The sequence below is a fragment of the Cupriavidus phytorum genome, from assembly GCF_003254285.1.
GTDB classification, from domain to species: domain Bacteria; phylum Pseudomonadota; class Gammaproteobacteria; order Burkholderiales; family Burkholderiaceae; genus Cupriavidus; species Cupriavidus phytorum.
Map to the genome: position 1 here is coordinate 1 of NZ_QKZN01000016.1, position 21,491 is coordinate 21,491.

The following is a 21,491-nucleotide window of genomic DNA, read 5'->3' on the forward strand; positions in this document are numbered from 1 at the left end:
TAGTAGTCGGTGTGGCAGATGCCGGTGGCCTTCACTTCCACCAGCACTTCGCCGGCGCGCGGGCCGTCGAGGTCGACGTCTTCGATGGTCAGCGGGGCGCCGGCTTTCCAGGCGATGGCGGCTTTGGTTTTCATGGGGTCCTCCGGGATCACGAATATGGGCGGCTTGCGGGGTGGCGCGGCGGCCAACGCCGCGAGAGCCGGCAAGCCCGGTCCGAGGACATGACTATACGATCTTCCTGCGGCATGAGGCCAGCTTTGGCCGATCAGCGGTCAGCGAAACCCGCCGGGCGATGCCCGGCGGGGGTCTCACGGCTGGAGCGCCTTCGCGTCCAGGCTCCATAGCGTGCGGTCGCTGGTCGACACCGCGACGGCGCCATGTGCCAGCGCGGCGCGGATATCGTCGCGGTTGCAGACAAAGCCAGAGGTCACGATCGGCGGCAGCGCCTTGCGGTCCGCTTCCGGCAAATGCGACAGCATCGGCGCCGGCATCAGCTGCACCAGGTTCGGGTCGCTCTGCTCGAGCGCCTTGACGCTGCGCGGCCACGTGGAGCGGTCGGTGACGAAGACCTTCTGCATCGTCACCATGCCGGCCCGATTGGCGCGCTGGATGGTGGCCACGCGTGTCGAGACCAGGCTGGTCACGCCGATGTCGGCAAGGTATTCGACGCCGCCCTTGTCCTGCGACAGGCCCTCGCAGCTGTCGATATTGACGATGACATACTTGCCGGCGCCGGCCAGCGTCGCGATCACGCGCTGCAGCTTGCGCAATTCGACGTTGGCGACGATGCAGACTTCGGCGACGCTTTCGAGGATGGCGTCGATCTGGTCGACACCGTAGAGCGTGCCGATGACGGGATGCCGCGTCAGGCGCGCACCGAGGGACCTGTCCATGCGGATTACTTCGCTTCATTGGCGAGCCGGTCGCCGAGACCCAGCTTGCCGGGGTTCAGGAGATGCTGCGGGTCAAGTGCCTGCTTGACCGCCGCCAGCAGCGGGAGCGCCGTATCTAGCGACGACGCCATATAGGGTGCGCGCAGCAGCCCGATGCCGTGGTGGTGGCTCAGTGCCGCATTGTATTGGATCAGCACCGCATTGGCCGCATCCCACGCCTGGCGATACCATTTCTGGCGGTCTTCCACCGCCACCTCGCCGCGCAAGGAGAAGTACAGGCAGGCCCCGTCGACGTAGGCATGCGACTGGTGCGCGGAGCCGGCGAGGGTGCCCGGCACCGCGTTGATCGCCTTGACCACGTCGGCGTAGATCGCAGCCAGGTCGCGCCAGGGTCCGCACATTTCCAGCGTGTCGGCGACAAAGCCGGGGCTGCGCTTGAAGCCCTCGGCGCTCTTGCCGGTCAGGTAGCGCGTGTCGAGCCAGCGCTCGAAGATGGCGGCGCCGTCGAGTTCCTCGCCCAGTTCCCGGCACACGCGTTCGCTGATCGTCATCACGGCATCGACCATCTCGCGCGCACCCTCGTCGGCGACCAGCAGCACATTGGTGTCGGGCAGACCGAACTGGACCCCGCTTTCGAGGGCGTCATAGAGGCGCAGCGCGGCCGGGTTGGCGCCGCGCTGCATGATCTCGCGGCAGGCGTCCAGGCCGGCCGCGAAGCTGCTGAAGCCATAGGCGATGGCGCGCCCGTAGTCGGGCAGGCGATGCAGCTTCAGGCGCACGCGTACGATCACGCCCAGCATGCCCTCGGAGCCGATGAACAGCTGCTGCAGGTCAGGGCCCACGGCCGCGCGCGAATAGCCCCCCACGGTCACCAGCCTGCCGTCTGCCAGCACCACGTCCATGCCGAACACCATGTCTTCGATCTTGCCGTAGCGCGTGGACAGCTGCCCGGCGCCGCGGCAGGCAACCCATCCGCCAACCGTGCTGATCGCGTACGAAGACGGCCAGTGGCCCATGGTCATGCCGAATTCGCGCTGCACGGTCTGCTCGAAGATGTCGCCGAACATGCCGGCTTCGACCTCGACGATCTGGCTTTCCTTGTCGATCCCGATCAGGCGGTTGAGCGCGCACACGTCGAGCACAATGCCGCCGCGCACGGGCAAGGCCGCTCCGGTCACGTTGCTGCGTCCGGCCGACACGGTGACCGGAATGGCGCCCGCGCTGGCGATGCGCATGACGGCCTGCACCTGTTCGACGCTGGAGACGCGCACGACGACAGCGCGCGGCGTGGCGGGCTTGCCGGCGGTCTCGGTGATCATGGAGCCGGCCCACCAGTCGCGGGTCCATGCCACCACATCTGCCGTAGCAGTGAGCACTTCGTCGGCAACCTCGCGCAGGGCTGAGAGCGTTGCGGCACTGACCTCGACCGCATCGCGCTGCAGGCCGGGCGCATCCGGGGTGTCGCGGATATTCGCCGCATACCCGGGCGGGGTATGCGCGCCGATGACGTATTGGCCGCGGTTGTAGCCGCGTTTGATGGCTTCCTTGCTGATCATGCTGGGTCTCCCATGAGGACGGATTTTTCGTGCGCGACGGCGGCGAGGTATGCGTTGACCTGCTGCGCCACTGCGGCTTCGGACAGGCCCAGTTCGGCCTGAAGGATCTGGCCCACCCGTGCCGCGGCGCGGGCGGAGGCATCGCGTGCCATCAGGCGCGCGCGGATGCGTCGTGACAGGACGTCGTCGACCGTGCCGGCCAACTCATGGCGCGCGGCATAGACGATCTCGGCTTCGGTATAGGGCAGGCCGTCGACGATCGGCCTGGCGAGGGCGGGGTCGGCCTGCAGGATGTCGCTGACGAAGCGGGCTTCGGTGCCATAGCGCTCGCCCAGGTGCGCGGCCATGCCGCCGGACGCGACGATGGCCTGCGCGTCATATCCGGCAGCGCCGAGCAGGTAGGCCGAACGGGTCCGGCACTTGCCGCGCTTGCCGATGACCTTCTGCGCCGCGTCGATGGTTTGCTCGGCCATGTGGCGCGAGGTGGTGAGCTTGCCGCCGACAATGGTCACGAGCCCGTCGTGCGCGGTATGGATCTCGTGGTCGCGCCTGATTTCCAGCGTCTTGCCGCCGGGCGGAGCCACCAGCGGGCGGCAACCCGCGATGCTGCCCACCACGTCCTGCGGCGAGAGGTCGACCTTGAGCGCCGAGCGCGCGCCCTCGAGCAGGAAATCCAGTTCCTGGCGCGTGCACAGCACGTTGTCGAGGTCGCCGTCATAGTCTTCGTCGGTGGTGCCGAGGTAGGACACGTTGCCCCAGCGCGTGATGGTGGCGCGGCGGCTGCGGCCGGGCACCGGGATCGTCACGGTGCAGTCGTTGCGGATCTTCAGCCACGGTATGGCAATGTGGACGCCCTTGGCCGGGCGTATATGCAGCGGCCTGGCTTCGCCCGGATTGCGGCCGGTCCAGTCGCGCAGCCAGACCCCGGTGGCCATGATCACCGCGCTCGCGCGCACGCGGATCTCGCGCTCGCCGGCGTGGACGATGGCGCCATCCACCTTGCCGTGCCCGTCGCGCGTGATCGCCGCGACGGTGGCATGGTTGAGCACGGCCGCGCCGTGGAATGCCGCGGTACGCGCCAGGTTCAGCGTCAGGCGGGCATCGTCGACGCGCGCGTCGAAGTACAGGTAGCCGCCGGTCAGGTGTTCCTCGTTGAAGGTCGGGCAGTGGGACAGCACCTCTGCCTTGGTCAGCTTCTGATGCAGGATGCCCTCGCGCCATCCGCCGGCCAGGTCGTAGGTCCACAGCAGGCTCTCGAAGGCCTTGGCCAGGCGCTTATCGAAGACGCCGTTGCGCTCCATCACCGGGAACAGGAACGGCAGCCGTTGCACCAGGTGGCGCGCGTTGCGGCGCAGGCGCTGGCGCTCGAGCAGCGAATGGCGCACCAGGCCAAGGTTGCCCTGTTCGATATAGCGCAGGCCGCCGTGCACCATCTTCGACGACTTGGACGAGGTCCCCGCGGCGAAGTCGCTCTTTTCGACCAGCGCCACGCGATAGCCGCGCAGGCTGGCATCGAGCGCGGCGTAGGCGCCGGTGACGCCGCCCCCGACCACGAGGATGTCGAACGTGTCCGTGCCAAGGCGGTCCAGCAGGTCTGCGCGCACCAGCCGCAACGGCTCCGTGCCGGTCATGGCGGCACGCTCGCGGTTCGCGCTGCGGGAGGGAAAAATCACCATGTCTGTGGTTGCTCCTGGTTAATGGGTCTGGGTGCGCATCCCGGCCGGCTTGGCCGCGAGCGCATCGGCATGGTCGAGTTCGGAGGCCACGCGCGCCTGCCAGTGCGCGCGCCGCTGGGCACGCTGATCGGCGCTGATTGCCGGCTCGAATACCGCCTCGGGCGTGGTGGTCGCGCGCGCTTGCTGCATCGAGTCCCACAACAGGCCCGAAGCGCCGGCAAGGTAGGCGATGCCGCGCAGGCTGGCGCGGTCAGTCTCTTTCATCCGGTGGACCGGAATGCCGCTGAGGTCGGCCTGCATCTGCAGCAGCGCATCGCTGCCGGACAAGCCGCCGCCAACCACCAGCGCCGACACCGGCACGCCGGCAATGTCCTGGTTGGCGTCGATGCATGAGGCTACGGACTGCGCAATGCCTTCCAGGATGGCAAAGGCCATCTCGGCGCGCGTCGTTGCCATCGAGATGCCGCTCAGCGCTGCGCGCGCCTCGGGCTGCATGCGCGGCACGCGCAGGCCGGTCAGCGCCGGGATAAAGCTCACGCCGCGCGCCGACGCCACCGTGCCGGCGAGCGCGCTGATCTGCCTGGCGTTGTCGAACCAGCCCAGCTTGCCGCAGACCCAGTCGAGCGCCGAGCCGGTGGTCGCGACAAATGTCTCCACCGAGAAATGCGACACGCCCTGTTGCCGGCGCGCCGTCATGGTCAGGGTGCTGTCCGACATGCCGGTGCGTGCGGGCAGCTGCGGACCGACGATCAGGTCGACGAAGCTGCCGGTGCCGTGCAGGCACATCGCCTGCCCGGGATCGAGGCATCCCAGGCCGATGGCCCCCGCGAGCTGGTCGCCCGCACAAGCCAGGATCGGCACGTCGAGCCCCAGCACTTCGGGCCGGGTGCGGCCAAAGTCGTCAGCATCCTGGCGCAATTCGGGCAGCAGTTCGCGCGGGAAGCCGAGCGCATCGATCCAATCGAGCTGGTAGCGGTGTTCCGTCAGCACGTAGGCGTTGCAGGACGTGGCATTGGTCGGCGTGGTCAGGCATGCGCGCGCTGTCGAGAGGTGCCACAGCAGCCAGGTGTCGATGGTGCCGAACGCCAGCCTGCCCGCACGAAAGGCTTCGGCTACCGTCGGCGTGTCGCGCAGGTGCCGCGCAGCCCACAGGTATGGCGAGCGAACGCCGCTGGGGCGGCCGACGGTCTGGCGCAGGATGGGGTCCCAGGCCGGCGCAAGCTGGCTGAGTTCCGCCGCATAGCGGGTGTCCTGCCATACCATCGCGGGTACCAGCGCGCGCCCGGTGCCGGTATCCCACAGCACCGCGGTGGCGCGTTGGGTGGCGACGGCAAGGGCCACTACGTTCAGGTTTTCGCCAGCCGCCTGCGACAACGTGGCGCGGCAAACCGAGAGGGTCCGCTCGAGCAAGGCGTTGGCGTCCTGCTCCACCACGCCGGGGCAGGGGCTGTGGATCTCGAGCGTGGCGTAGTGAAGGCATTGCACATGGCCGTCGGCGGAGACCACCGCGGCCCGCGTGCCCGAGGTGCCTTCATCGATCGCAAGGATGACGTCGTTGCGCGGAGTCATGGCCGGGCCTTTTCGATGACAGGATGCATCAGGGCCGACGCGTCGGCGATATCGCCCTTGAACTGCGGCGCATCCGCTTCGTTGTCGGGATGGATCGTGGTACGGGTCGGGTCCCAGCGGATCGAAAAGCAGACGACGCTGGCGAGCAGCGGCACCACGGACAGGATCAGGAAGGTGGTCTCCAGCCCGTACTGCGCGCGGAACAGGGGGAACACCAGCAGGCCCAGCGCCGCGCCGATGGCGCCGAGCGCCCCGATGATGCCGTTGGCACCGGCGCGCAGTTCGCTGCGGAAGGACAGGGACGAGAGGCTTTTGCCATTGGCGCCTGGCCCGGCAGAGTGGAACAGGATGAACAGCGACGGCACCACCACGGCCACCCAGATCGGCATCTTGCCGTTGAACAGCCCCAGGATCAGCAGCATGGCGAACACCGCTGCGAAGCCGAATGCCGAGGCTCGGCGCAGGCCCAGCGTGCGGCCTACCAGCGGAGACAGGAAGCCGCCGACAATGCCGCATACGTTGAACACCAGCGCGCCGATGGTCGCGTAGACGAAGTCCTTGCCGAACAGCGCGGCGCTGATCAGTGGCAGGTACCAGCCGATCGCGAAATACTGGATCGACTGCCCGATCTGCACGGTGGCCGCGAGAACGGTACGCGGCAGATAGGTGCCGCGGAAGATCAGCAGCACGTTGGCCAGGCCGCGGCGTGCCTGGTTGAGAACGCGGATCCGCTCCGCCGGCGGCGCGGCGACGAAGGCGCGCCCGTAGATGCGTGTCATGGCGCTGGCGGCATCGTCGAGCCGTTCCTTGCGCGCCAGCCAGGTCGGGCTTTCGACCAGGAACAGGGCCTGCAGCAGCAGGATAGCCACGCCGAACACCGCCGTGGCGGCGACCGAGTAGCGCCAGATCGCATCGCCGACGTCCCATGAGTAGAACAGCAGCGCCAGCAGCAGGTTGGCGCAGACGGCCGTGTACCACATGCCCTGCCATGTGTTCAGCCGGCTCTTGAGCTTTACCGGGGTGAATTCCGCCAGCACGGCCATGGCGATGGCAAAGTCGATGCCATAGGCGGCGCCGACAAAGAAGCGCCCGGCCAGGATCACTTCGAATCCGGGCGCAAACACCACCAGCAGCGCACCGGCCACTGCCAGGATTTTGGCCAAGATAAGCGGACGGACACGGCCCCAGCGGTCGGCCATCCAGCCACCGATCGGGTTGAAGGCAATGGCCACCCACGACGCAAACGACGTCAGCAGCGCAACGCTGGCGGGCGCGAGCTGGAGATCGCGCGTCATCGGCCCGAGGCCTGCGCTCAGCGCTGAATTGGAAAACGCGTCGAGGAACAGCCCGCCCAGGGCGAGCCACCAGATGACACCGGCCCTGCCGCGTATCCCGGGGCAGGAATCGATATAGGCAATGACATCATCGATGCCACGAAGCTTGATCGCAGAGGATTGCACGGCGGTCTCCTTTTACTTGTTCTGTAAGAGGCCGCGGCAACCGCAAGGCGCGAAGAGACCATCTTACAGATGGTCTCTATCTGGATCTGCGAGGCCAATGTATGACTTCGCAGGGTGGAGCGTCAACCGGGAAAACCCTTGATGGCGAGTCTAGCGTGCCGGCACATTGCGCGCCGCATGGCCAGGGCTGGCATCGGCCGGCTCAAGCTGCCCCGCATGCCGTCGCCCCAGCCACCAGCCCAGGCCCGCCCAGACCACCGCGAGCAACGCGCCCGCCAATGCCACCGTCGCCGGATGTCCGGACAGTGCATCGATCGCGGACTTGACCCACGCGCTGACCGCATCGCCGGCGCGGTAGACGGCGGTGTCGATGACGTTCTTGGCCTTGTACTTGGTCTCGGCATCGACGACGGTGAACAGCATCTCGCGGCCCGGGCGCAGCAGCGCGTATTCTCCGACGCGCCGCAGGATCATGACGCCGGCCAGCACGCCGAAGGTGGGCAGCAGCGCCAGCACGACAAAGCCAGCGGCAACGGCCAGCGGCACTGCGGTCAGCAGCACGGTGACGCCATAGCGGCGTGCCATGCGGCCGGTGAAGAATAGTTGTACCAGGATGGTCAGCGCCTGCACCACGGCATCCAGCGCGCTGAACACCTGGGTCTGGCGGGTGCGCTCGGGGAAGGCCTCGGCAACGAGCCGGGCCTGCTCGAAGTAAAGGAAGGTACTGGCCGTCGCCAGAAGGATCACGAACAGGCCGATGCCGAGCAGGTAGCGCGAGCGCAGCAGCAACGACAGCCCGGCCAGCAGCCCGCCGCCGATCGGGTTGGCCGGATCCTGCTCCGCGCTGGCAACGGCCTGGTCCGGCGGCCCCACGCCGGCGCCGGCACGGCGGCGCCAGCCGAACAGCCAGCCCACGCCCGGCAAAGTGGCGGCCAGCAGGGCGGCCGACAGCAGCATCAGGCCGGTCAGGCCGATGTGGGGCACCAGCCAGCCTCCCATCACCGGCCCGGCCAGTCCGCCCGCGCTGGCGCCGGCGGCCAGCAGCGCGAACAGGCGGCGCGCCTGCTCGGGCCGGAACACATCGGCCATCAGGCTCCAGGCCACCGACACCACGAACAGGTTGAATACGGACAGCCACACGTAGAACACGCGCGCCAGCCAGACGTTGTCGGGCAGGGCGCGCGTGGCCAGCGCAAAGGCCAGCAGGTTGGCAATGAAGAAGGCATAGACCCAGGGCACGAAGCGGCGCCGCGGCAGCCAGGCGCAGACCGCGCCGTACAGCGGGATCGCCGCCAGCATCACGACAAAGGTGGCGGTGAACAGCCATTGCAGGTTTTTCACGCCGCCGGCAATGCCCATGGTCTCGCGCACCGGGCGCAGCATGAAGTAGCTGGCGAACAGGCAGAAGAAGAACAGGAAGCCGGCCACCACGGCGCCGGCTTCGCCGCTGCGCACGCCGAAGCCGCGCCACAGCCGGGCCAGGCCGCCGGTGGGGGTGTCGCGCGCGGGCTCGTCCACGGGGCGGCTCAGCGCAGCAGCGCGGCGATGCGCTCGCGCTGGCCGGGATCGGGCATGCGGCCGAGCGCGGCGCCGAGGTTGTCGGCCATGTTGCGGGGCTTGGAGGTGGCCGGGATCGCCACGGTCACGGCCGGATGGCTGACGACGAATTTCAGGAACAGCTGGCCCCATGAGCCGCAGTCAATGTCGCCGGCCCATGGCGGCAGCGGGCGGTCCTTGACCACGCGGAACAGGCGACCGTCCTGGAACGGCCGGTTGACCAGCACCGCCACGCCGCGCGCCTCGCACAGCGGCAACAGCGTGCGCTCGGCATTGCGCTCGCCCACGGAGTAGTTGATCTGGACGAAATCCACGCGCTCGGCACGCACGATCCTCTCCAGCGCCTCGTGGGCGTCGTCGCGGTAATGGGTGATGCCAAGGTAGCGGATACGGCCCTGTTCCTTCAGCTGGCGCAGCCAGCGCAGGTTGCCCTGCCAGTCGATCAGATTGTGTATCTGCAGCAGGTCGACCTTGTCGACGTGCAGGTCGGCCAGCGACCGTTCCCATTGCGCCTGCGCCGGCGTGCCGGAACGGGCCGAGATCTTGGTGGCGAGGAAGACCCGGTTGCGCGCATTGGCCGCGCGCAGCAGATCGCCGGTCACGGCTTCGGCGCTGCCGTAGCTGGGCGCGGTGTCGACCACCGAGCCTTCGGTCTGCAGCAACAGCCCCATGACCTCCGCCAGCGGCTTGCGTTCGTCGGGGCCGGTGCCGACGTTGAAGGTATCGGCTGTACCCATGCCGATCACGGGCAGGGCTTCGGTGGTGCCGGGAATGGTGCGGCGCAGGGGCGCGGCAACGGTGGCGGCATGGGCCGGCGGCGCTGGTCCGATCCCGGTCGCGGCCAGTCCGGCGGCCAGAGCGAGAAATGAGCGACGGTCGATCGACATGGGGAGGGCTTCCCGGCGAGTCACTGACTGGTTGACCTTAGGCGGTGGGCCCGCCCATGTAAACCGTTGCGTGCGCGGCGCAAGCCCTAGTGCAGGCGAGGACGATATACCACGCCAAACCGGACGGACAGGTCGCTCAGGCGCTGGTCCAGCGTCCACAGGCGGGCACCCGGGGTGATCAGCGTCGAAGCCAGCAAGGTGACATCCACCAGGCCGCAGCCCAGCCCATACAGTTGCTCGCGCTCCACCAGTGCGATGACTTCTGCCAGCGTTGCCTGCCTGGCCGCCTGCAGCAGCCCGATGTCGCCGAGCGTCTGTGCCCGGGGCGCCGGGGGCGTGCCGCAGGCCAGTTCGGCCACGACCAGGGGATGGGTCAGCACCTGGTCCGCCTCCATCAGGCGGATCAGGGCGTCATTGCGCTGCCGGAAATGGCCCACCCATACCGAGGTGTCGACGAGCACGTTCATTTGACGCCGGGTTCGGGACTGCGGCGCGGTACGTCCTGCATGCCGGGCGCTGCGCCGCCGAGGGCCGCGAGGCGCTTGGCGGCCTGCACCCGAACGAATGTCTTGATTGCCTCGCGAAACAGATCTGCCTTGTCCATACCAGGGTCCGCCATCTCCAGTGCTTGTTCGTACAGGGCGTCATCGATCGTGACTGTCGTGCGCATCGCGGGCTCCTTGAATCAGTTTTGATGTCAATATGCATCAAAAACGGAATCAGGGCAAGGCCGCAATCGCTTGCGGACCGGGCGCTGCCGACACGCTTGCAGTATTGGCTGCCGGTGGCAGGGCGTCGATGAGAGATGTCGCATTCCGGGCCGGGCAGGCATGGTGCCGGAGCCGCCGCAGCGCGGCCCCGTCGGCCCCGTCCGTCGTCAGATCACCGTGGCCAGGCCGAGCGTCAGCAGCAGCGCCACCACCGAGATGATGGTTTCGCAGACCGACCAGGTCTTGAAGGTCTGGGCCACGGTCATGTTGAAGTACTCCTTGACCAGCCAGAAGCCGCCGTCGTTCACGTGCGACAGGATCAGCGAGCCGGCGCCGGTGGTCAGCACCAGCAGCTCCGGGCGGGTGCCGGGCACGCTCGCGGCGATCGGCGCGACGATGCCCGCTGCGGTGGTCATGGCAACCGTTGCCGAGCCCGTGGCGATGCGGATCATCACCGCTACCAGCCAGCCGAGCACCAGCACCGAGACATTGGCGCCGGTGGCGACGTCCACGATGGCGGTGGAGATGCCCGAGTCGCGCAGGATGCGGCCGAAGCCGCCGCCGGCGCCGACCACCAGCGTGATGATGGCGGTGGGCGCCACGCACTCGTTGGTGAACTTGAGGATGGTCTCGCGATTGAAGCCGCGCGCCTTGCCGAAGGTGTAGAAGCTCACCAGCGCGGCGATCAACAGCGCCATCACCGAGTTGCCGATCAGCTTCAGGAAGTCGTTGGCGAAGGTCTTGGGCGTGGTGAACAGGTCGGCCCAGCTGCCGATCAGCATCAGCACCACCGGCAGCAGGATGGTGAACACCGTGATGCCGAAGCCCGGCAGCTCGTGCGATTCCTTGACGCGCTCATCCTCTTCGGTGAACTGCTCCGCCAGCGGGTTGTATTCGGGCAGCTTGACGTAGCGGTCCATCAGCCGGGCGAACAGCGGGCCCGCCAGCGCCGCGGTGGGGATGCCGACAATCAGCGCGTACATGATGGTCTTGCCGATATCGGCGCCGTATGCGGTCACCGCCAGCAGCGCCGCCGGGTGGGGCGGGATCAGGCCGTGCACCACCGACAGGCCGGCCACCATCGGAATGCCGACCAGCACCATCGACGTGCCGGTGCGCTTGGCGACGTTGAAGGCGATCGGCACCAGCAGCACGAAACCCACTTCGAAGAACACCGGCAGGCCGACGATGAACGCGATGGTGGCCATGGCCCAATGCACGTTCTTCGCGCCGAAGAAATCGATCAGCGTGTTGGCGATGCGCTCGGCGCCGCCGGACTCGGCCATCATCTTGCCAAGCATCGTGCCCAGACCCACCACCAGCGCGATATGCCCCAGGGTGCCGCCGACACCGGCTTCAAACGACTTGACGATCTCGCTCATCGGCATGCCCACGGCAAAGCCGAGCAGCACCGAGACGACGACCAGGGTAATGAACGGGTTGAGCTTGTAGCGCGCGATCAGCACCACCAGTGCGATCACTGCGATCAGCGCATACACCAAGAGCGTGGTTCCGGTGACGGCACCCATATTGTCTCCTTGCGTGGAAAAAGAGCCGCTTGTGGCGGCAGCAGAGGTTTGGCTTTCTTGTTTCTCTCCGTGCGGGAGAGGCGGTGGGAAAGAGGGCACGCGTGGCGAGCGCCCTGGCGGCTCACCTTGTGGTGGCGCCGGCCGTCTTTCCCGGTCCCTCTCCCGCGTGCGGGAGAGGGGAGCAAACAGTGCGGAAGCTGTGAATCAATCTGGCAGCAGGCTCAGGCCGCCGGCTTCTTGTAGGCGATGCAGTCGACCTCGACCTTGCAATCGACCACCATGCTCGACTGCACGCAGGCGCGCGCGGGCGGGTTGGCGCCGAAGTATTCCTTGAAGATCTTGTTGAACGAGGCAAAGTCGCGGGTGTCGTCCAGCCACACGCCGCAACGCACGACATGCTCGGGGCCGTAGCCTGCCTCGGCCAGGATCGCCAGCACGTTCTTGATGGCCTGGTGGGTCTGGGGCACGATGCCGCCGTCGATGACCTCGCCGTTGACCATCGGCACCTGGCCGGAGACGTAGAGCCAGCCATCGGCCGCGACCGCGCGGGCAAAGGGCATGTGCTGGCCGCCGGTACCGGTGCCGCCTTCGACGCCGAATCGTTTGATGTCCATGGGTACTCCTGGAATAGGTTGGATAGGGGAGGGAAGCGGCGGTGCGTGCGGGTCAGTCCGCACCGCGGGGCAGGAACCGGCCGGCGCGCACGCCGGTGCTCTGGCGCTGCTGCCATGACAGCTCGCCGTTGACCCAGACCGAGGCAATGCCCTCGGCCGGCTGCATGGGATCGGTAAAGCTGGCGGCGTCGCGGATGGTGGCGGCGTCGAACAGCACCAGGTCGGCCCAGTAGCCTTCGCGCACGAAGCCGCGCTGATGCAGGCCGAAGCGCTCGGCCGACATGCCAGTCATCTTGTTGACGGCCACGGTCAGCGGGAACAGCTCGCGGTCGCGCGCGTAGTGGCCCAGCACGCGCGGGAACGCGCCCCACAGGCGCGGGTGCGGCAGCGGGTCGTTGGGCAGCCCGTCCGAACCGACCACCGTGGCTGGATGGCTCAGGATGCGGTCGACATCGGCGTCTTCCATGCAGTGGTAGACCGCGCCGGCGGGCATCAGCCGGCGCGCGGCTTCGTGCAGGTCGACCTGCCATTCGGCGGCGATGTCGGCGAGCAGGCGGCCGCCCATCTCGGGCGCGCCTTCGGACCAGGTCACCATAATGTCGAAGTCGCCGGTGACCTGCTTCAGGTCGAGCGTGGACGAGCTGGCGGTGTACGGATAGCAATCGCAGCCGACGGGCTGCCAGCGCTGCGCGCCGTCGAGCGCGTCCAGTACTTCGGTGCTGCGGCCCCAGTTGGCCACGCCGGCGCATTTCAGGTGCGAGATCACCACCGGCACGCGCGCATGGCGGCCGATGCGGAAGGCCTCGTCCATGGCCTCGAGAATCTCGGCGAATTCGCTACGCAAGTGGGTGGCGTAGAGCGCGCCGGCCTTGGCCAGCGGTTCGGCCAGCGCGAGCACTTCCTCGGTCGGCGCACTGAAGGCGTTGGCATAGGCCAGGCCCGTCGACAGGCCCAGCGCGCCGTACTGCAGCGCTTCTTCCAGCTGCGCGCGCATCGCCTCGATTTCCTGCGGGGTGGCGGCGCGGTCGAAGCGGTCCATATGGTTGCTGCGCAGCGCGGTATGGCCGACCAGCGCGGCAACGTTGACCGCCGGCTGCGCGGCCTCGACCGCATCGACATAGGCCTTGAAATCCGGGTAGCGGAAGGCGTCGGCATGGCCGAGCAGGTTCATCGGGTCGGGCGGATCGCCCGCCAGCGTGACCGGCGCGGCGCTGATGCCGCAGTTGCCGACCACCACCGTGGTCACGCCCTGCGACAGCTTGGGCGTCATCTCCGGCTGGCGCACCACGTTGGTGTCGTCGTGCGTGTGCACGTCGATAAAGCCGGGCGCGAGCACCAGGCCATCGCCCTCGACCACATGCGCGGCCGCATCGGGATCGATCGCGCCGGGGGCATCGATGCGGGCGATGCGGCCATCGCGCAAGGCCACGTCGGCCAGGCGCGCGGCCGCGCCGGAGCCGTCGATCAGCGTGACGCAGCGGATCAGGGTATCGAACAGGTGTGGCATGGTCAGTCTCCCAGCGGCTGGCGGCTGTCGGGGCCCTTGCCGGGGCCGCTGTCGCCGCGATGGCTGTCGAGCACGTACTTGAGCCGGCGCAGGCGCTCCTTGCTCTGGTCCGGCTGCAACAGTGCGCACTGCGTGGCCAGCACGTCCAGCACCATCAGCATGGCGTAGCGCGAGGCCGATGGCTTGAAAATGAAATCCGTCTCCAGCGTGCGCACCGGCAGCAGCACGTCGGCGCGCGCGGCCAGCGGCGAGCCCAGCGCGGTCACGGCCACCAGGCGGGCGCCGTACTCGCGTGCGATATCGCAGCTGGCCAGCATCTCCGGCACGCGGCCGCTGGCGGAGAAGGCCAGCACCACGTCGTCGCGGCCCAGCGTGGCCGCCACCATCTTCTGCAGCAGCGCGTCCTGGTAACTGGCCACCGGCATGCCCAGGCGCGCCAGGCGGTGGCGCGCTTCGTCGGCCATGAACGACGAGCCGCCGCCCATGCCAAAAGCGTAGACCATGCGTGCGCCCAGCAACAGGCGCGCGGCCTGCTCGATGCGCTCGGTATCCAGCAGCCCGCGGTTGGCTTCCAGCGCGGTGAGGATGTCGGCGTGGATGCTGTCGGCAAGCGTGGCAGGCGCGGCTTCAGCGGCGGGAACGTTGCCGGGCTGCAGGAAGCGCGCGCCCACCGCCGCGGCCTGGGCCAGGCGCAGCTTCAGGTCGCGCACGTCGCGGCAGCCGATGGCCTTGGCAAAGCGCGTTACGCTGGCCTCGCTGACGCCGGCCTGGCGGGCCAGTTCGTTGATGCTCGCCGCCGCCGCGCCGGCCAGGTCTTCCAGCACCACCTGCGCCACCTTCTGCTCGGCCAGCCGCAGCGCGGGGCCGCGCTCGGCGATGCGGGTCAGGATGTCGAAGGGCGCGGTCATGGTCGGTGATGGGAGGAGGTGGCGAAGTGGGTTCGAATCGTTATGTGACGAGATCTGCAGTCGGCGCGGGCAGGGGCTATAACAGTGACTGGCGCCTGATGGCGAGCGCCCTTCCTGGTACCGCGCGGTTGCTGCCGCAGCGCCGTGTGTTACTTTATAACAGGGATGAAATATCTTATTTTCAGGGCTATGATTACGTCAATCAGATTTTTTCAGGGTGATGACAGGCATGCGTGAAATAAAGTATCAGGCTGGCGTGATCGATCCGCTCAACAAGGCGCTGGGCCGGATGGAGGCCCCGATTGCTCCGGAAGCCGCTGGCCAGACCGGCTGGAACCTGTTGCAGGAAGAACTGAGCCTGCCGGCCGCGGTGCTGTATGAAGACCGTCTTGCGCACAACCTGGAGTGGATGCGCCGCTTCATGAACGAATACGGCGTGCAGCTGGCGCCGCATGGCAAGACCACCATGGCGCCCAAGCTGTTTGCCCGCCAACTCGATGCCGGCGCATGGGGCATCACCCTGGCCACCGCGCACCAGACCGCGGCCGCGCATGCGCACGGCGTCAAGCGGGTGCTGATGGCCAACCAGCTGGTCGGCCGCCGCAATATGGAAATCATCGCGGACCTGCTGCGCGATCCGGCGTTCGAATTCTTCGCGCTGGTGGATTCGGCTGAACTGGTCGACCAGCTCGGCAAGTTCTTCAAGGAGCGTGGACAGACGCTGCAGGTGCTGCTGGAGCTGGGCGTCGAAGGCGGGCGCACCGGCGTGCGCGACGACGCGCAGCAGCAGGCCGTGCTCGACGCGCTGGCGCGCTGGCCCGACGCCTTGTCGCTGGCCGGCGTGGAAATCTACGAGGGGGTGCTGAAGGAAGAGGCCGATATCCGCAAGTTCCTGCAGCGTACCGTGGCGGTGACGAAGCAACTGGCCGCGCAAGGCCGTTTCGGCCGCAGCCCGGTGGTGATGTCGGGCGCGGGCTCGGCCTGGTACGACGTGGTGGCCGAGGAATTCGCGCGCACCGACATCGGCGCGCCGATCGACATCGTGCTGCGCCCCGGCTGCTACCTGACGCACGATGTGGGCATCTACCGCGCCGCGCAGCAGCGCATCCTGGCGAGCAACCCGGTCGCGCAGAAGATGCGCGAGGGTTTGCTGCCGGCGCTGCAGCTGTGGGCCTATGTCCAGTCGATTCCGGAACCGGACCGCGTCATCATCGGCATGGGCAAGCGCGATGCCGCCTTCGACGCCGGCATGCCGATCCCGGCGCGCCGCTACCGTCCGGGTGAAGAGGCGCCGGTGGACGTGCCCGCGCATTGGGAGGTCACCGGCATGATGGACCAGCACGCCTACCTGCAGATCCGGCCGGGCGACGACATCCGGGTCGGCGACATGATCGCCTTCGATATCTCGCACCCGTGCCTGACCTTCGACAAGTGGCGACATATTCCGGTGCTGGATCGCGACCTGCGCGTGATCGACATCGTCCAAACCTTCTTCTGAGGCAAACCGCCCCATGAGCATCGACATCCTGGCCTATGGCGAGCCGCTGGTTGAATTCAACCAGCAGCCGGACGATCCCTCGCGCTACCTGCAGGGCTTTGGCGGCGATACCTCCAACTTCTGCATTGCCGCTGCGCGCCAGGGTGCGAGCACCGGCTATATCTGCGCGGTCGGTGCCGATACCTTCGGCGAGCGCCTGCGCGCACTGTGGACGCAGGAACGGGTCGACACGCGGCATGTGCATGTCGACGCCAGCGCTCCCACCGGCGTCTACTTTGTCTCGCACGACAGCCACGGCCACCGCTTCGACTACCTGCGCGAGGGTTCCGCTGCCAGCCGCTACCAGCATGAACAGCTGCCGCTCGGCGCCATCGCGTCGGCGCGCTACCTGCACCTGTCGGGCATCAGCCTAGCCATCAGTACCAGCGCGTGCGATGCCGGCCTGGAGGCGATGGAGCACGCGCGCAAGGCCGGCACCAGGGTCACGCTGGACACCAACCTGCGGCTGCGCCTGTGGTCGCTGGCGCGTGCGCGCGGCATCATGCGCGAAGCGTTCCGGATGACCGACGTATGCCTGCCCAGCTGGGACGACATCACCGTGCTGACCGGGCTGGACGACCGCGATGCCATCGCCGACTACCTGCTCGGCTGCGGCATCGGCCTGGTCGCGCTGAAGCTGGGCGAAGAGGGCTCGTACATCGCCACGCCCGAGTCCCGCAGCCTTGTGCCGGCCTATCCGGTCAAGCCGGTCGATGCCACCGGCGCGGGCGACTGCTTCGGCGGCAGCTTCGTCGCGCGGCTGGCCGCGGGCGCCGATCCGTTCGAGGCCGCGCGCTATGCCAACGTGGCGGCAGCGCTGTCCACCACCGGCTATGGCGCGGTGGCGCCGATTCCCGATGCGCAGACCGTGCTGGCGCGGCTGGCGCAGTCGGTATCGGTGATCGCCTGAGCCGCTGCCCGATCCTGATGTTTTACTGAACCCCCATATCGCGAGATCGCCATGTCAGACCAGACTTCCCCGCTGCTTCAACGCCTTGCCGATGTGCCGGTGATCCCGGTGCTGGAATTCCACTCGGTCGACGAGGCCCTGCATGTCAGCGAGGCGCTGGTGACCGGTGGCTTGCCGCTGCTGGAAATCACGCTGCGCACCCCGGTGGCGTTGGAAGCGATCCGTGCCGTCGCGGCGGCGCTGCCCCAAGCCTGCGTCGGTGCCGGCACGGTGCTGAGCGTGGAGCAACTGCATGCGGTGCGCGACGCGGGCGCCCAGTTTGCGGTCTCGCCCGGCCTGACGCCGACGCTGGCCGCGGGCGCGCGAGGCGCGGGGATTTCGCTGCTGCCGGGCGTCGCCACCGCCAGCGAAGCCATGGCGGCGCTGGAAGCCGGCTTCACCTTCCTCAAGTTCTTCCCGGCGCAGGCCGCGGGCGGGGTGCCGATGCTGAAGTCGCTAGGCGGGCCGCTGCCGCAGCTGCGCTTCTGCCCAACCGGCGGCATCGATGCCGCGCTGGCGCCGTCGTACCTGGCGCTGCCCAATGTGGTGTGCGTGGGCGGGTCGTGGGTGGTGCCCAAGGATGCCGTCGCCGGGGGCGACTGGGGCCGCATCCGCGCGCTGGCGGAACAGGCCCGGGGCCTGCGCGGCAAGCCCTGAGCCGGCGCGCAGCAAAGCTACACTGCAAAGCAAAACGGCACGCCATCGGGCGTGCCGTTTTGCTGTCCAGGCAGCCCTGGCCGGCTTACTTGTGGCGTTCTGCCGAGCTTTCCAGCTTCTGGCCGCCGCGCTGAATGTCCTGGCCGAGCCCCGCCATCGTGTTGCAACCGGCCAACAGAGTGGCAAACAAAACGCACCAGATCCAACCTTTCTTCACGCCGGACTCCTTTCGATAGGGTCGAGAATCGAGCGATTCTCCGAGTTTTGGGATTGACGCAGATTTTACCGCTGCTGCGCGCGGCTTTGATAGCCGGTATGTCGCAATTTGTAAATCGTGCAACCCCACGCACGGGGCCCGCCGGTCAGGCCGGCGGCGCCAGCAAGGCGCGGGCGCGCTGCTGGATCGCCGCATGGGTCTGCATGAGCCAGACAGCGGGAAACGGCTGCGCCAGCAGGTAGCCTTGGACGCTGTGGCAGCCCCACGCACGCACCGCTTCCAGCTGCTGGCGGGTTTCGATGCCCTTGGCGCAGACCGACGCGCCGGCGCGCCGCGCCGCGCGGCAGGCTTCGCGCAGGTTGTCGGCACGGCAGCGGCCCTCGCGCGCATGGCCCAGGCCGCGCGCGTCGAGCGTGACGGCGTCCGGATGCAGCGCTGCCAGCGCTTCGCGGCAAGCCGGGCTGTCGTCGAAATCGCCCAGCGCCAGCTGCAGCCCGCGCCGGCGCAGGGCGGCAAAGCGGTCGATCAGTTCGACGTCGGTCGGCACGGTGCTGGCCGGCAGTTCGATGCACAGGTGCTCTGGCGTGATGCCGCCCGCATCGAGCGCCTGCGCCAGGGCTTCGACCATTTGCGGGCGATGCAGTTGGGCGCTCGAGGCCAGCAGGGTGAATTGCAGCGGGGCGATGGTCTCCGCGGCACGGACCAGCGGCAGCACGCTTTCCAGCAGCCAGCTGCCGATGCGGCCGACCAGTCCGAGTGCTTCGACGCCGGGCAGGAAGTCCTGCGGCGCCACGCGCCCGAGCACCGGATGCTGCCAGCGCAGCCGCACCGTGTAGCCACTGACGGTAGCGCCGGCGAGGTCGGCGCGCGGTTGCAGTTGCAGGCTCAGCTCGCCGCGCTGGAGTGCGTCGGGCAGCGCCGCCAGCAACGGGGCAACGGGCGGGGACAGCGGCTTGTCGGCACGCGCCAAGCCAGCGCCGCCCTGGCGGTTGACCCGCAGCATGGCATCGAATGCCTGCTGCAGGCTGCGCTCGGCCGGAATGTCGGCATGGTCATTGGCCACGCCAATGCTGCAGGACAGGTGCAGCTCGAAGCCGTCCAGTGCAAAAGGCCGGGACAGGTCATCGGCGACGCGGTTGGCCACCTGGCCAGGATCGGGCACGCCCGCGGGCAGCGCAGTGATGACCACCAGGTCGGCCGTGGCAATCCAGTGCATGAACGCGCCCGGCGGCAGCAGGCAGGCGATGCGCGCCTGCACGATGCCGCGCAGCCTGGCGGAGCGGCCAGCCCCGATGGTTTCACCAGCGCTGGCAAAGCGGTCCAGGCGGATCGCCAGGATCGCCGCCGGCGGACCGGCCCGGGCGCGGCGCGCGGTCAGCGCGCCTACCAGCGCGGACGGTTGCATCGCCCCGCTGCCGCCGCTGGCAGCGCTCTCGACGAGGTCGTCGGCATCAGGATCCATGCATGATCTTGCGGGCCGCCGGACCTTGGCTTGCGGCGCTCGCGTCTCCCCGTGTCTGAAATGGTTCTTCGGCAGGCCGCAGGCGCGCTGCGGTCGCAGTCATCGCCAGGGGCAGCCATGCGTGCCGCGGCCGCCTGCGGGCCGCGAAGCCAGATCATAAGCGAACGGAAGAGGGAGGGGCGTTGCCGATTACGCCAAAGTGATTTGGCCGCAACTGCATTTGATTTGGATCAACGCGGCGCCTTCGATCCAGGGAAGATGCGATTGACGCCACGGCGTAACGGTGATGCCGGCCTGTGGTACTCAGCCAGTGGTTTCTTCCTCGGGCCCTTCCTGCGGCGGCAGGCGCTCGGCCAGCACCTTGTCGATGCGCTTGCCGTCCATGTCGACGATCTCGAAGCGCCAGTCGCCCCATTGCACCGTGTCGGCAATCTGCGGCAGGCGCCCCAGCAGCAACAGCAGCATGCCGGACAGCGTGTGGTAGCGCTCCTTTTCTTCCTCGGGCACCTGGCGCAGGCCGATGCGGTCTTTCAGCTCGGGGATCGGGATCAGGCCATCGAGCAGCCACGAGCCGTCGTCGCGCTGGACTGCCCATTGCTCGCCGGCGGCCTCGGCCTTGAATTCGCCGGTGATGGCCTCGATCAGGTCCTGCAGCGTCACCAGGCCCAGCACCTCGCCGTATTCGTCGATGACAAAGGCGATCTGCCCCCCCGAGGCGCGGAAGTTTTCCAGCAGCTCCATGCCGGTCACGCTTTCGGGCACGAACACCGCAGGCTGCACCGCCGCCTGCAGGTCCGCTTCCTCGCCGCGCAGCCGGCGCGCCAGCAGCTGGCGCGCGCTGACCACGCCAATGATGTCGTGCATGCCGCCACGCACCACCGGGAAGCGCGAATGATCGGATTCCTCGATGCGGCGCAGGTTCTCGTCCATCGAGGCTTCGACATCGAGGTAGACCACGTCGCCGCGCGGCACCATCAGTGACGCCAGTTGCCGGTCATCCAGCCTGAACACGTTGCGCACCATGGTGTGCTCATGCTGCTCGATCACGCCGGCCTCGGAGCCTTCCACCAGCAGGGCATGGATTTCCTCCTCGGTCACGCCGGGGCCGCGGTCGACCTGGGTGCCGAGCAGCCGCAGCACCAGCCGCGTGGAGCTCGACAGCAGCTTGACGAAGGGGGTCGAGGCCACGGCCAGCCAGCCGATCGGGCGCGCCACCAGGCGCGCAATGGCCTCGGGCGCCATCTGGCCCAGGCGCTTTGGCACCAGTTCGCCCAGCACGATGGAAAAATAGGTCAGGCCCGCCACCACGATCGCGGTGGCCACATAGCCGGCGGTGGTCTCGGAGATGCCGAAGCCCTGCAGCCACAGGCCCAGCGGCTGCGCCAGCGTCGATTCGCCGACCACGCCGTTGAGCACACCGATCGAGGTGATGCCGATCTGCACGGTCGAGAGGAAGCGGGTGGGATCCTCGCCCAGCTTGGCCGCGGCAATGGCGCCGCGGTCGCCGTTCTCGATCTGGCGTTGCAGGCGTGCCTTGCGGGCTGTAACGAGTGCAATCTCGGACATCGCAAACAGGCCGTTCAGCAGGATCAGCGCCAGTAATATGGCAATTTCCATCAGGGTGCGCGCCCTCTGCGCGCCGGGTGTCTGAAAAGATCAAGCATACCATTCGCCTGTTACACGACATCGCCGCTGTGATGCGCCCGCCGCAAACGGTGGCGTGTTTCCAGCCATCGACTACCGCTCTGGATGGCTGCGATTACCTGCCAGGTATTCGCGCCGAGGCCGCTGCCATGCTGTAAT

Annotated in this window: 19 protein-coding genes and 1 pseudogene; 3 read left to right on the forward strand and 17 right to left on the reverse strand. The window is 68.1% G+C overall.

Translation table 11 applies throughout. The features are described 5' to 3' along the window. From C7416_RS26005 to C7416_RS26070, 14 genes and pseudogenes are all read right to left on the reverse strand, one after another. A pseudogene (locus tag C7416_RS26005) lies at positions 1–134 on the reverse strand (S-(hydroxymethyl)glutathione dehydrogenase); the annotation flags it as partial. 174 nt (positions 135–308) lie between these two features. Beyond that, positions 309–893 carry a glycerol-3-phosphate responsive antiterminator gene (locus tag C7416_RS26010; protein WP_111521548.1) on the reverse strand — a complete coding sequence of 195 codons (585 nt, stop codon included), beginning with the start codon at positions 891–893 and terminating at the stop codon, positions 309–311. Positions 894–898: 5 nt separating this feature from the next. Then, the gene (locus tag C7416_RS26015) at positions 899–2,449 is read right to left on the reverse strand and encodes an FAD-binding oxidoreductase (protein WP_111521549.1); all 1,551 of its coding nucleotides are present in this window, start codon (positions 2,447–2,449) and stop codon (positions 899–901) included. Beyond that, positions 2,446–4,125 carry a glycerol-3-phosphate dehydrogenase/oxidase gene (locus C7416_RS26020; RefSeq protein WP_111521550.1) on the reverse strand — a complete coding sequence of 560 codons (1,680 nt, stop codon included), beginning with the start codon at positions 4,123–4,125 and terminating at the stop codon, positions 2,446–2,448. The genes C7416_RS26015 and C7416_RS26020 overlap by 4 nt, the downstream gene beginning before the upstream one ends. Before the next feature lie 18 nt (positions 4,126–4,143). Then, positions 4,144–5,694, reverse strand: coding sequence for an FGGY family carbohydrate kinase (locus C7416_RS26025; protein ID WP_111521551.1), 1,551 nt, complete (start codon positions 5,692–5,694; stop codon positions 4,144–4,146). After that, positions 5,691–7,154 carry an MFS transporter gene (locus C7416_RS26030; RefSeq protein ID WP_111521552.1) on the reverse strand — a complete coding sequence of 488 codons (1,464 nt, stop codon included), beginning with the start codon at positions 7,152–7,154 and terminating at the stop codon, positions 5,691–5,693. The genes C7416_RS26025 and C7416_RS26030 overlap by 4 nt, the downstream gene beginning before the upstream one ends. A gap of 150 nt (positions 7,155–7,304) precedes the next feature. Beyond that, positions 7,305–8,672 carry an NTP/NDP exchange transporter gene (locus tag C7416_RS26035; RefSeq protein ID WP_111521553.1) on the reverse strand — a complete coding sequence of 456 codons (1,368 nt, stop codon included), beginning with the start codon at positions 8,670–8,672 and terminating at the stop codon, positions 7,305–7,307. Positions 8,673–8,680: 8 nt separating this feature from the next. Further along, positions 8,681–9,598 carry an aldo/keto reductase gene (locus C7416_RS26040; RefSeq protein ID WP_111521554.1) on the reverse strand — a complete coding sequence of 306 codons (918 nt, stop codon included), beginning with the start codon at positions 9,596–9,598 and terminating at the stop codon, positions 8,681–8,683. 86 nt (positions 9,599–9,684) lie between these two features. Continuing rightward, a complete protein-coding gene (locus C7416_RS26045) occupies positions 9,685–10,065 on the reverse strand; it encodes a type II toxin-antitoxin system VapC family toxin (RefSeq protein ID WP_111521555.1) in 381 nt (126 codons plus the stop codon). After that, positions 10,062–10,268: a type II toxin-antitoxin system VapB family antitoxin gene (locus C7416_RS26050; RefSeq protein WP_111521556.1), complete on the reverse strand. Its 207-nt coding sequence runs from the start codon at positions 10,266–10,268 to the stop codon at positions 10,062–10,064. Before C7416_RS26050 ends, C7416_RS26045 begins: the two co-directional genes overlap by 4 nt. 207 nt (positions 10,269–10,475) lie before the next feature. Continuing rightward, entirely contained in the window at positions 10,476–11,837 is a 1,362-nt protein-coding gene (locus C7416_RS26055; protein WP_111521557.1) for a GntP family permease, read from the reverse strand. Positions 11,838–12,058: 221 nt separating this feature from the next. Further along, positions 12,059–12,451 (reverse strand): RidA family protein, encoded by a 393-nt coding sequence (locus C7416_RS26060; protein WP_012355941.1) that lies wholly within the window; start codon positions 12,449–12,451, stop codon positions 12,059–12,061. Positions 12,452–12,503: 52 nt separating this feature from the next. Further along, positions 12,504–13,958, reverse strand: a complete 1,455-nt coding sequence (locus tag C7416_RS26065) for an N-acyl-D-amino-acid deacylase family protein (protein ID WP_111521558.1) — start codon at positions 13,956–13,958, stop codon at positions 12,504–12,506. 2 nt (positions 13,959–13,960) lie between these two features. Beyond that, complete coding sequence (locus tag C7416_RS26070) at positions 13,961–14,866, reverse strand: MurR/RpiR family transcriptional regulator (protein ID WP_111521559.1); 906 nt, start codon at positions 14,864–14,866, stop codon at positions 13,961–13,963. 229 nt (positions 14,867–15,095) lie between these two features. Between C7416_RS26070 and C7416_RS26075 the strand changes: the two genes are divergently transcribed. Genes C7416_RS26075 through C7416_RS26085 form a run of 3 tightly spaced genes read left to right on the forward strand, consistent with a single transcriptional unit; the run spans position 15,096 to position 18,009 of the window. Then, positions 15,096–16,364 (forward strand): amino acid deaminase, encoded by a 1,269-nt coding sequence (locus tag C7416_RS26075; RefSeq protein WP_111521560.1) that lies wholly within the window; start codon positions 15,096–15,098, stop codon positions 16,362–16,364. Between the two features lie 13 nt (positions 16,365–16,377). Further along, on the forward strand, positions 16,378–17,313 hold the full coding sequence (locus tag C7416_RS26080) for a sugar kinase (RefSeq protein WP_111521561.1): 936 nt from the start codon (positions 16,378–16,380) through the stop codon (positions 17,311–17,313). Positions 17,314–17,364: 51 nt separating this feature from the next. Next, complete coding sequence (locus C7416_RS26085) at positions 17,365–18,009, forward strand: bifunctional 4-hydroxy-2-oxoglutarate aldolase/2-dehydro-3-deoxy-phosphogluconate aldolase (protein ID WP_111521562.1); 645 nt, start codon at positions 17,365–17,367, stop codon at positions 18,007–18,009. A gap of 85 nt (positions 18,010–18,094) precedes the next feature. On the opposite strand, the gene C7416_RS26090 is transcribed toward C7416_RS26085, so the two are convergent. From C7416_RS26090 to C7416_RS26100, 3 genes are all read right to left on the reverse strand, one after another. Then, positions 18,095–18,226, reverse strand: a complete 132-nt coding sequence (locus C7416_RS26090) for an entericidin A/B family lipoprotein (protein WP_012355947.1) — start codon at positions 18,224–18,226, stop codon at positions 18,095–18,097. Between the two features lie 145 nt (positions 18,227–18,371). Then, entirely contained in the window at positions 18,372–19,688 is a 1,317-nt protein-coding gene (locus tag C7416_RS26095) for a GGDEF domain-containing protein (protein WP_111521563.1), read from the reverse strand. Positions 19,689–19,991: 303 nt separating this feature from the next. Then, positions 19,992–21,305 (reverse strand): hemolysin family protein, encoded by a 1,314-nt coding sequence (locus C7416_RS26100; RefSeq protein WP_111521564.1) that lies wholly within the window; start codon positions 21,303–21,305, stop codon positions 19,992–19,994. Positions 21,306–21,491: the final 186 nt, after the last annotated feature.

Excerpts from the sequence above, each read along its gene's own strand:
- C7416_RS26010 (WP_111521548.1), bottom strand. The coding sequence starts at position 893 with ATGGACAGGTCCCTCGGTGCGCGCCTGACGCGGCATCCCGTCATCGGC.
- C7416_RS26015 (WP_111521549.1), bottom strand. The coding sequence starts at position 2,449 with ATGATCAGCAAGGAAGCCATCAAACGCGGCTACAACCGCGGCCAATAC.
- C7416_RS26020 (WP_111521550.1), bottom strand. The coding sequence starts at position 4,125 with ATGGTGATTTTTCCCTCCCGCAGCGCGAACCGCGAGCGTGCCGCCATG.
- C7416_RS26025 (WP_111521551.1), bottom strand. The coding sequence starts at position 5,694 with ATGACTCCGCGCAACGACGTCATCCTTGCGATCGATGAAGGCACCTCG.
- C7416_RS26040 (WP_111521554.1), bottom strand. The coding sequence starts at position 9,598 with ATGTCGATCGACCGTCGCTCATTTCTCGCTCTGGCCGCCGGACTGGCC.
- C7416_RS26045 (WP_111521555.1), bottom strand. The coding sequence starts at position 10,065 with ATGAACGTGCTCGTCGACACCTCGGTATGGGTGGGCCATTTCCGGCAG.
- C7416_RS26050 (WP_111521556.1), bottom strand. The coding sequence starts at position 10,268 with ATGCGCACGACAGTCACGATCGATGACGCCCTGTACGAACAAGCACTG.
- C7416_RS26055 (WP_111521557.1), bottom strand. The coding sequence starts at position 11,837 with ATGGGTGCCGTCACCGGAACCACGCTCTTGGTGTATGCGCTGATCGCA.
- C7416_RS26060 (WP_012355941.1), bottom strand. The coding sequence starts at position 12,451 with ATGGACATCAAACGATTCGGCGTCGAAGGCGGCACCGGTACCGGCGGC.
- C7416_RS26065 (WP_111521558.1), bottom strand. The coding sequence starts at position 13,958 with ATGCCACACCTGTTCGATACCCTGATCCGCTGCGTCACGCTGATCGAC.
- C7416_RS26070 (WP_111521559.1), bottom strand. The coding sequence starts at position 14,866 with ATGACCGCGCCCTTCGACATCCTGACCCGCATCGCCGAGCGCGGCCCC.
- C7416_RS26075 (WP_111521560.1), top strand. The coding sequence starts at position 15,096 with ATGCGTGAAATAAAGTATCAGGCTGGCGTGATCGATCCGCTCAACAAG.
- C7416_RS26080 (WP_111521561.1), top strand. The coding sequence starts at position 16,378 with ATGAGCATCGACATCCTGGCCTATGGCGAGCCGCTGGTTGAATTCAAC.
- C7416_RS26085 (WP_111521562.1), top strand. The coding sequence starts at position 17,365 with ATGTCAGACCAGACTTCCCCGCTGCTTCAACGCCTTGCCGATGTGCCG.
- C7416_RS26095 (WP_111521563.1), bottom strand. The coding sequence starts at position 19,688 with ATGGATCCTGATGCCGACGACCTCGTCGAGAGCGCTGCCAGCGGCGGC.
- C7416_RS26100 (WP_111521564.1), bottom strand. The coding sequence starts at position 21,305 with ATGGAAATTGCCATATTACTGGCGCTGATCCTGCTGAACGGCCTGTTT.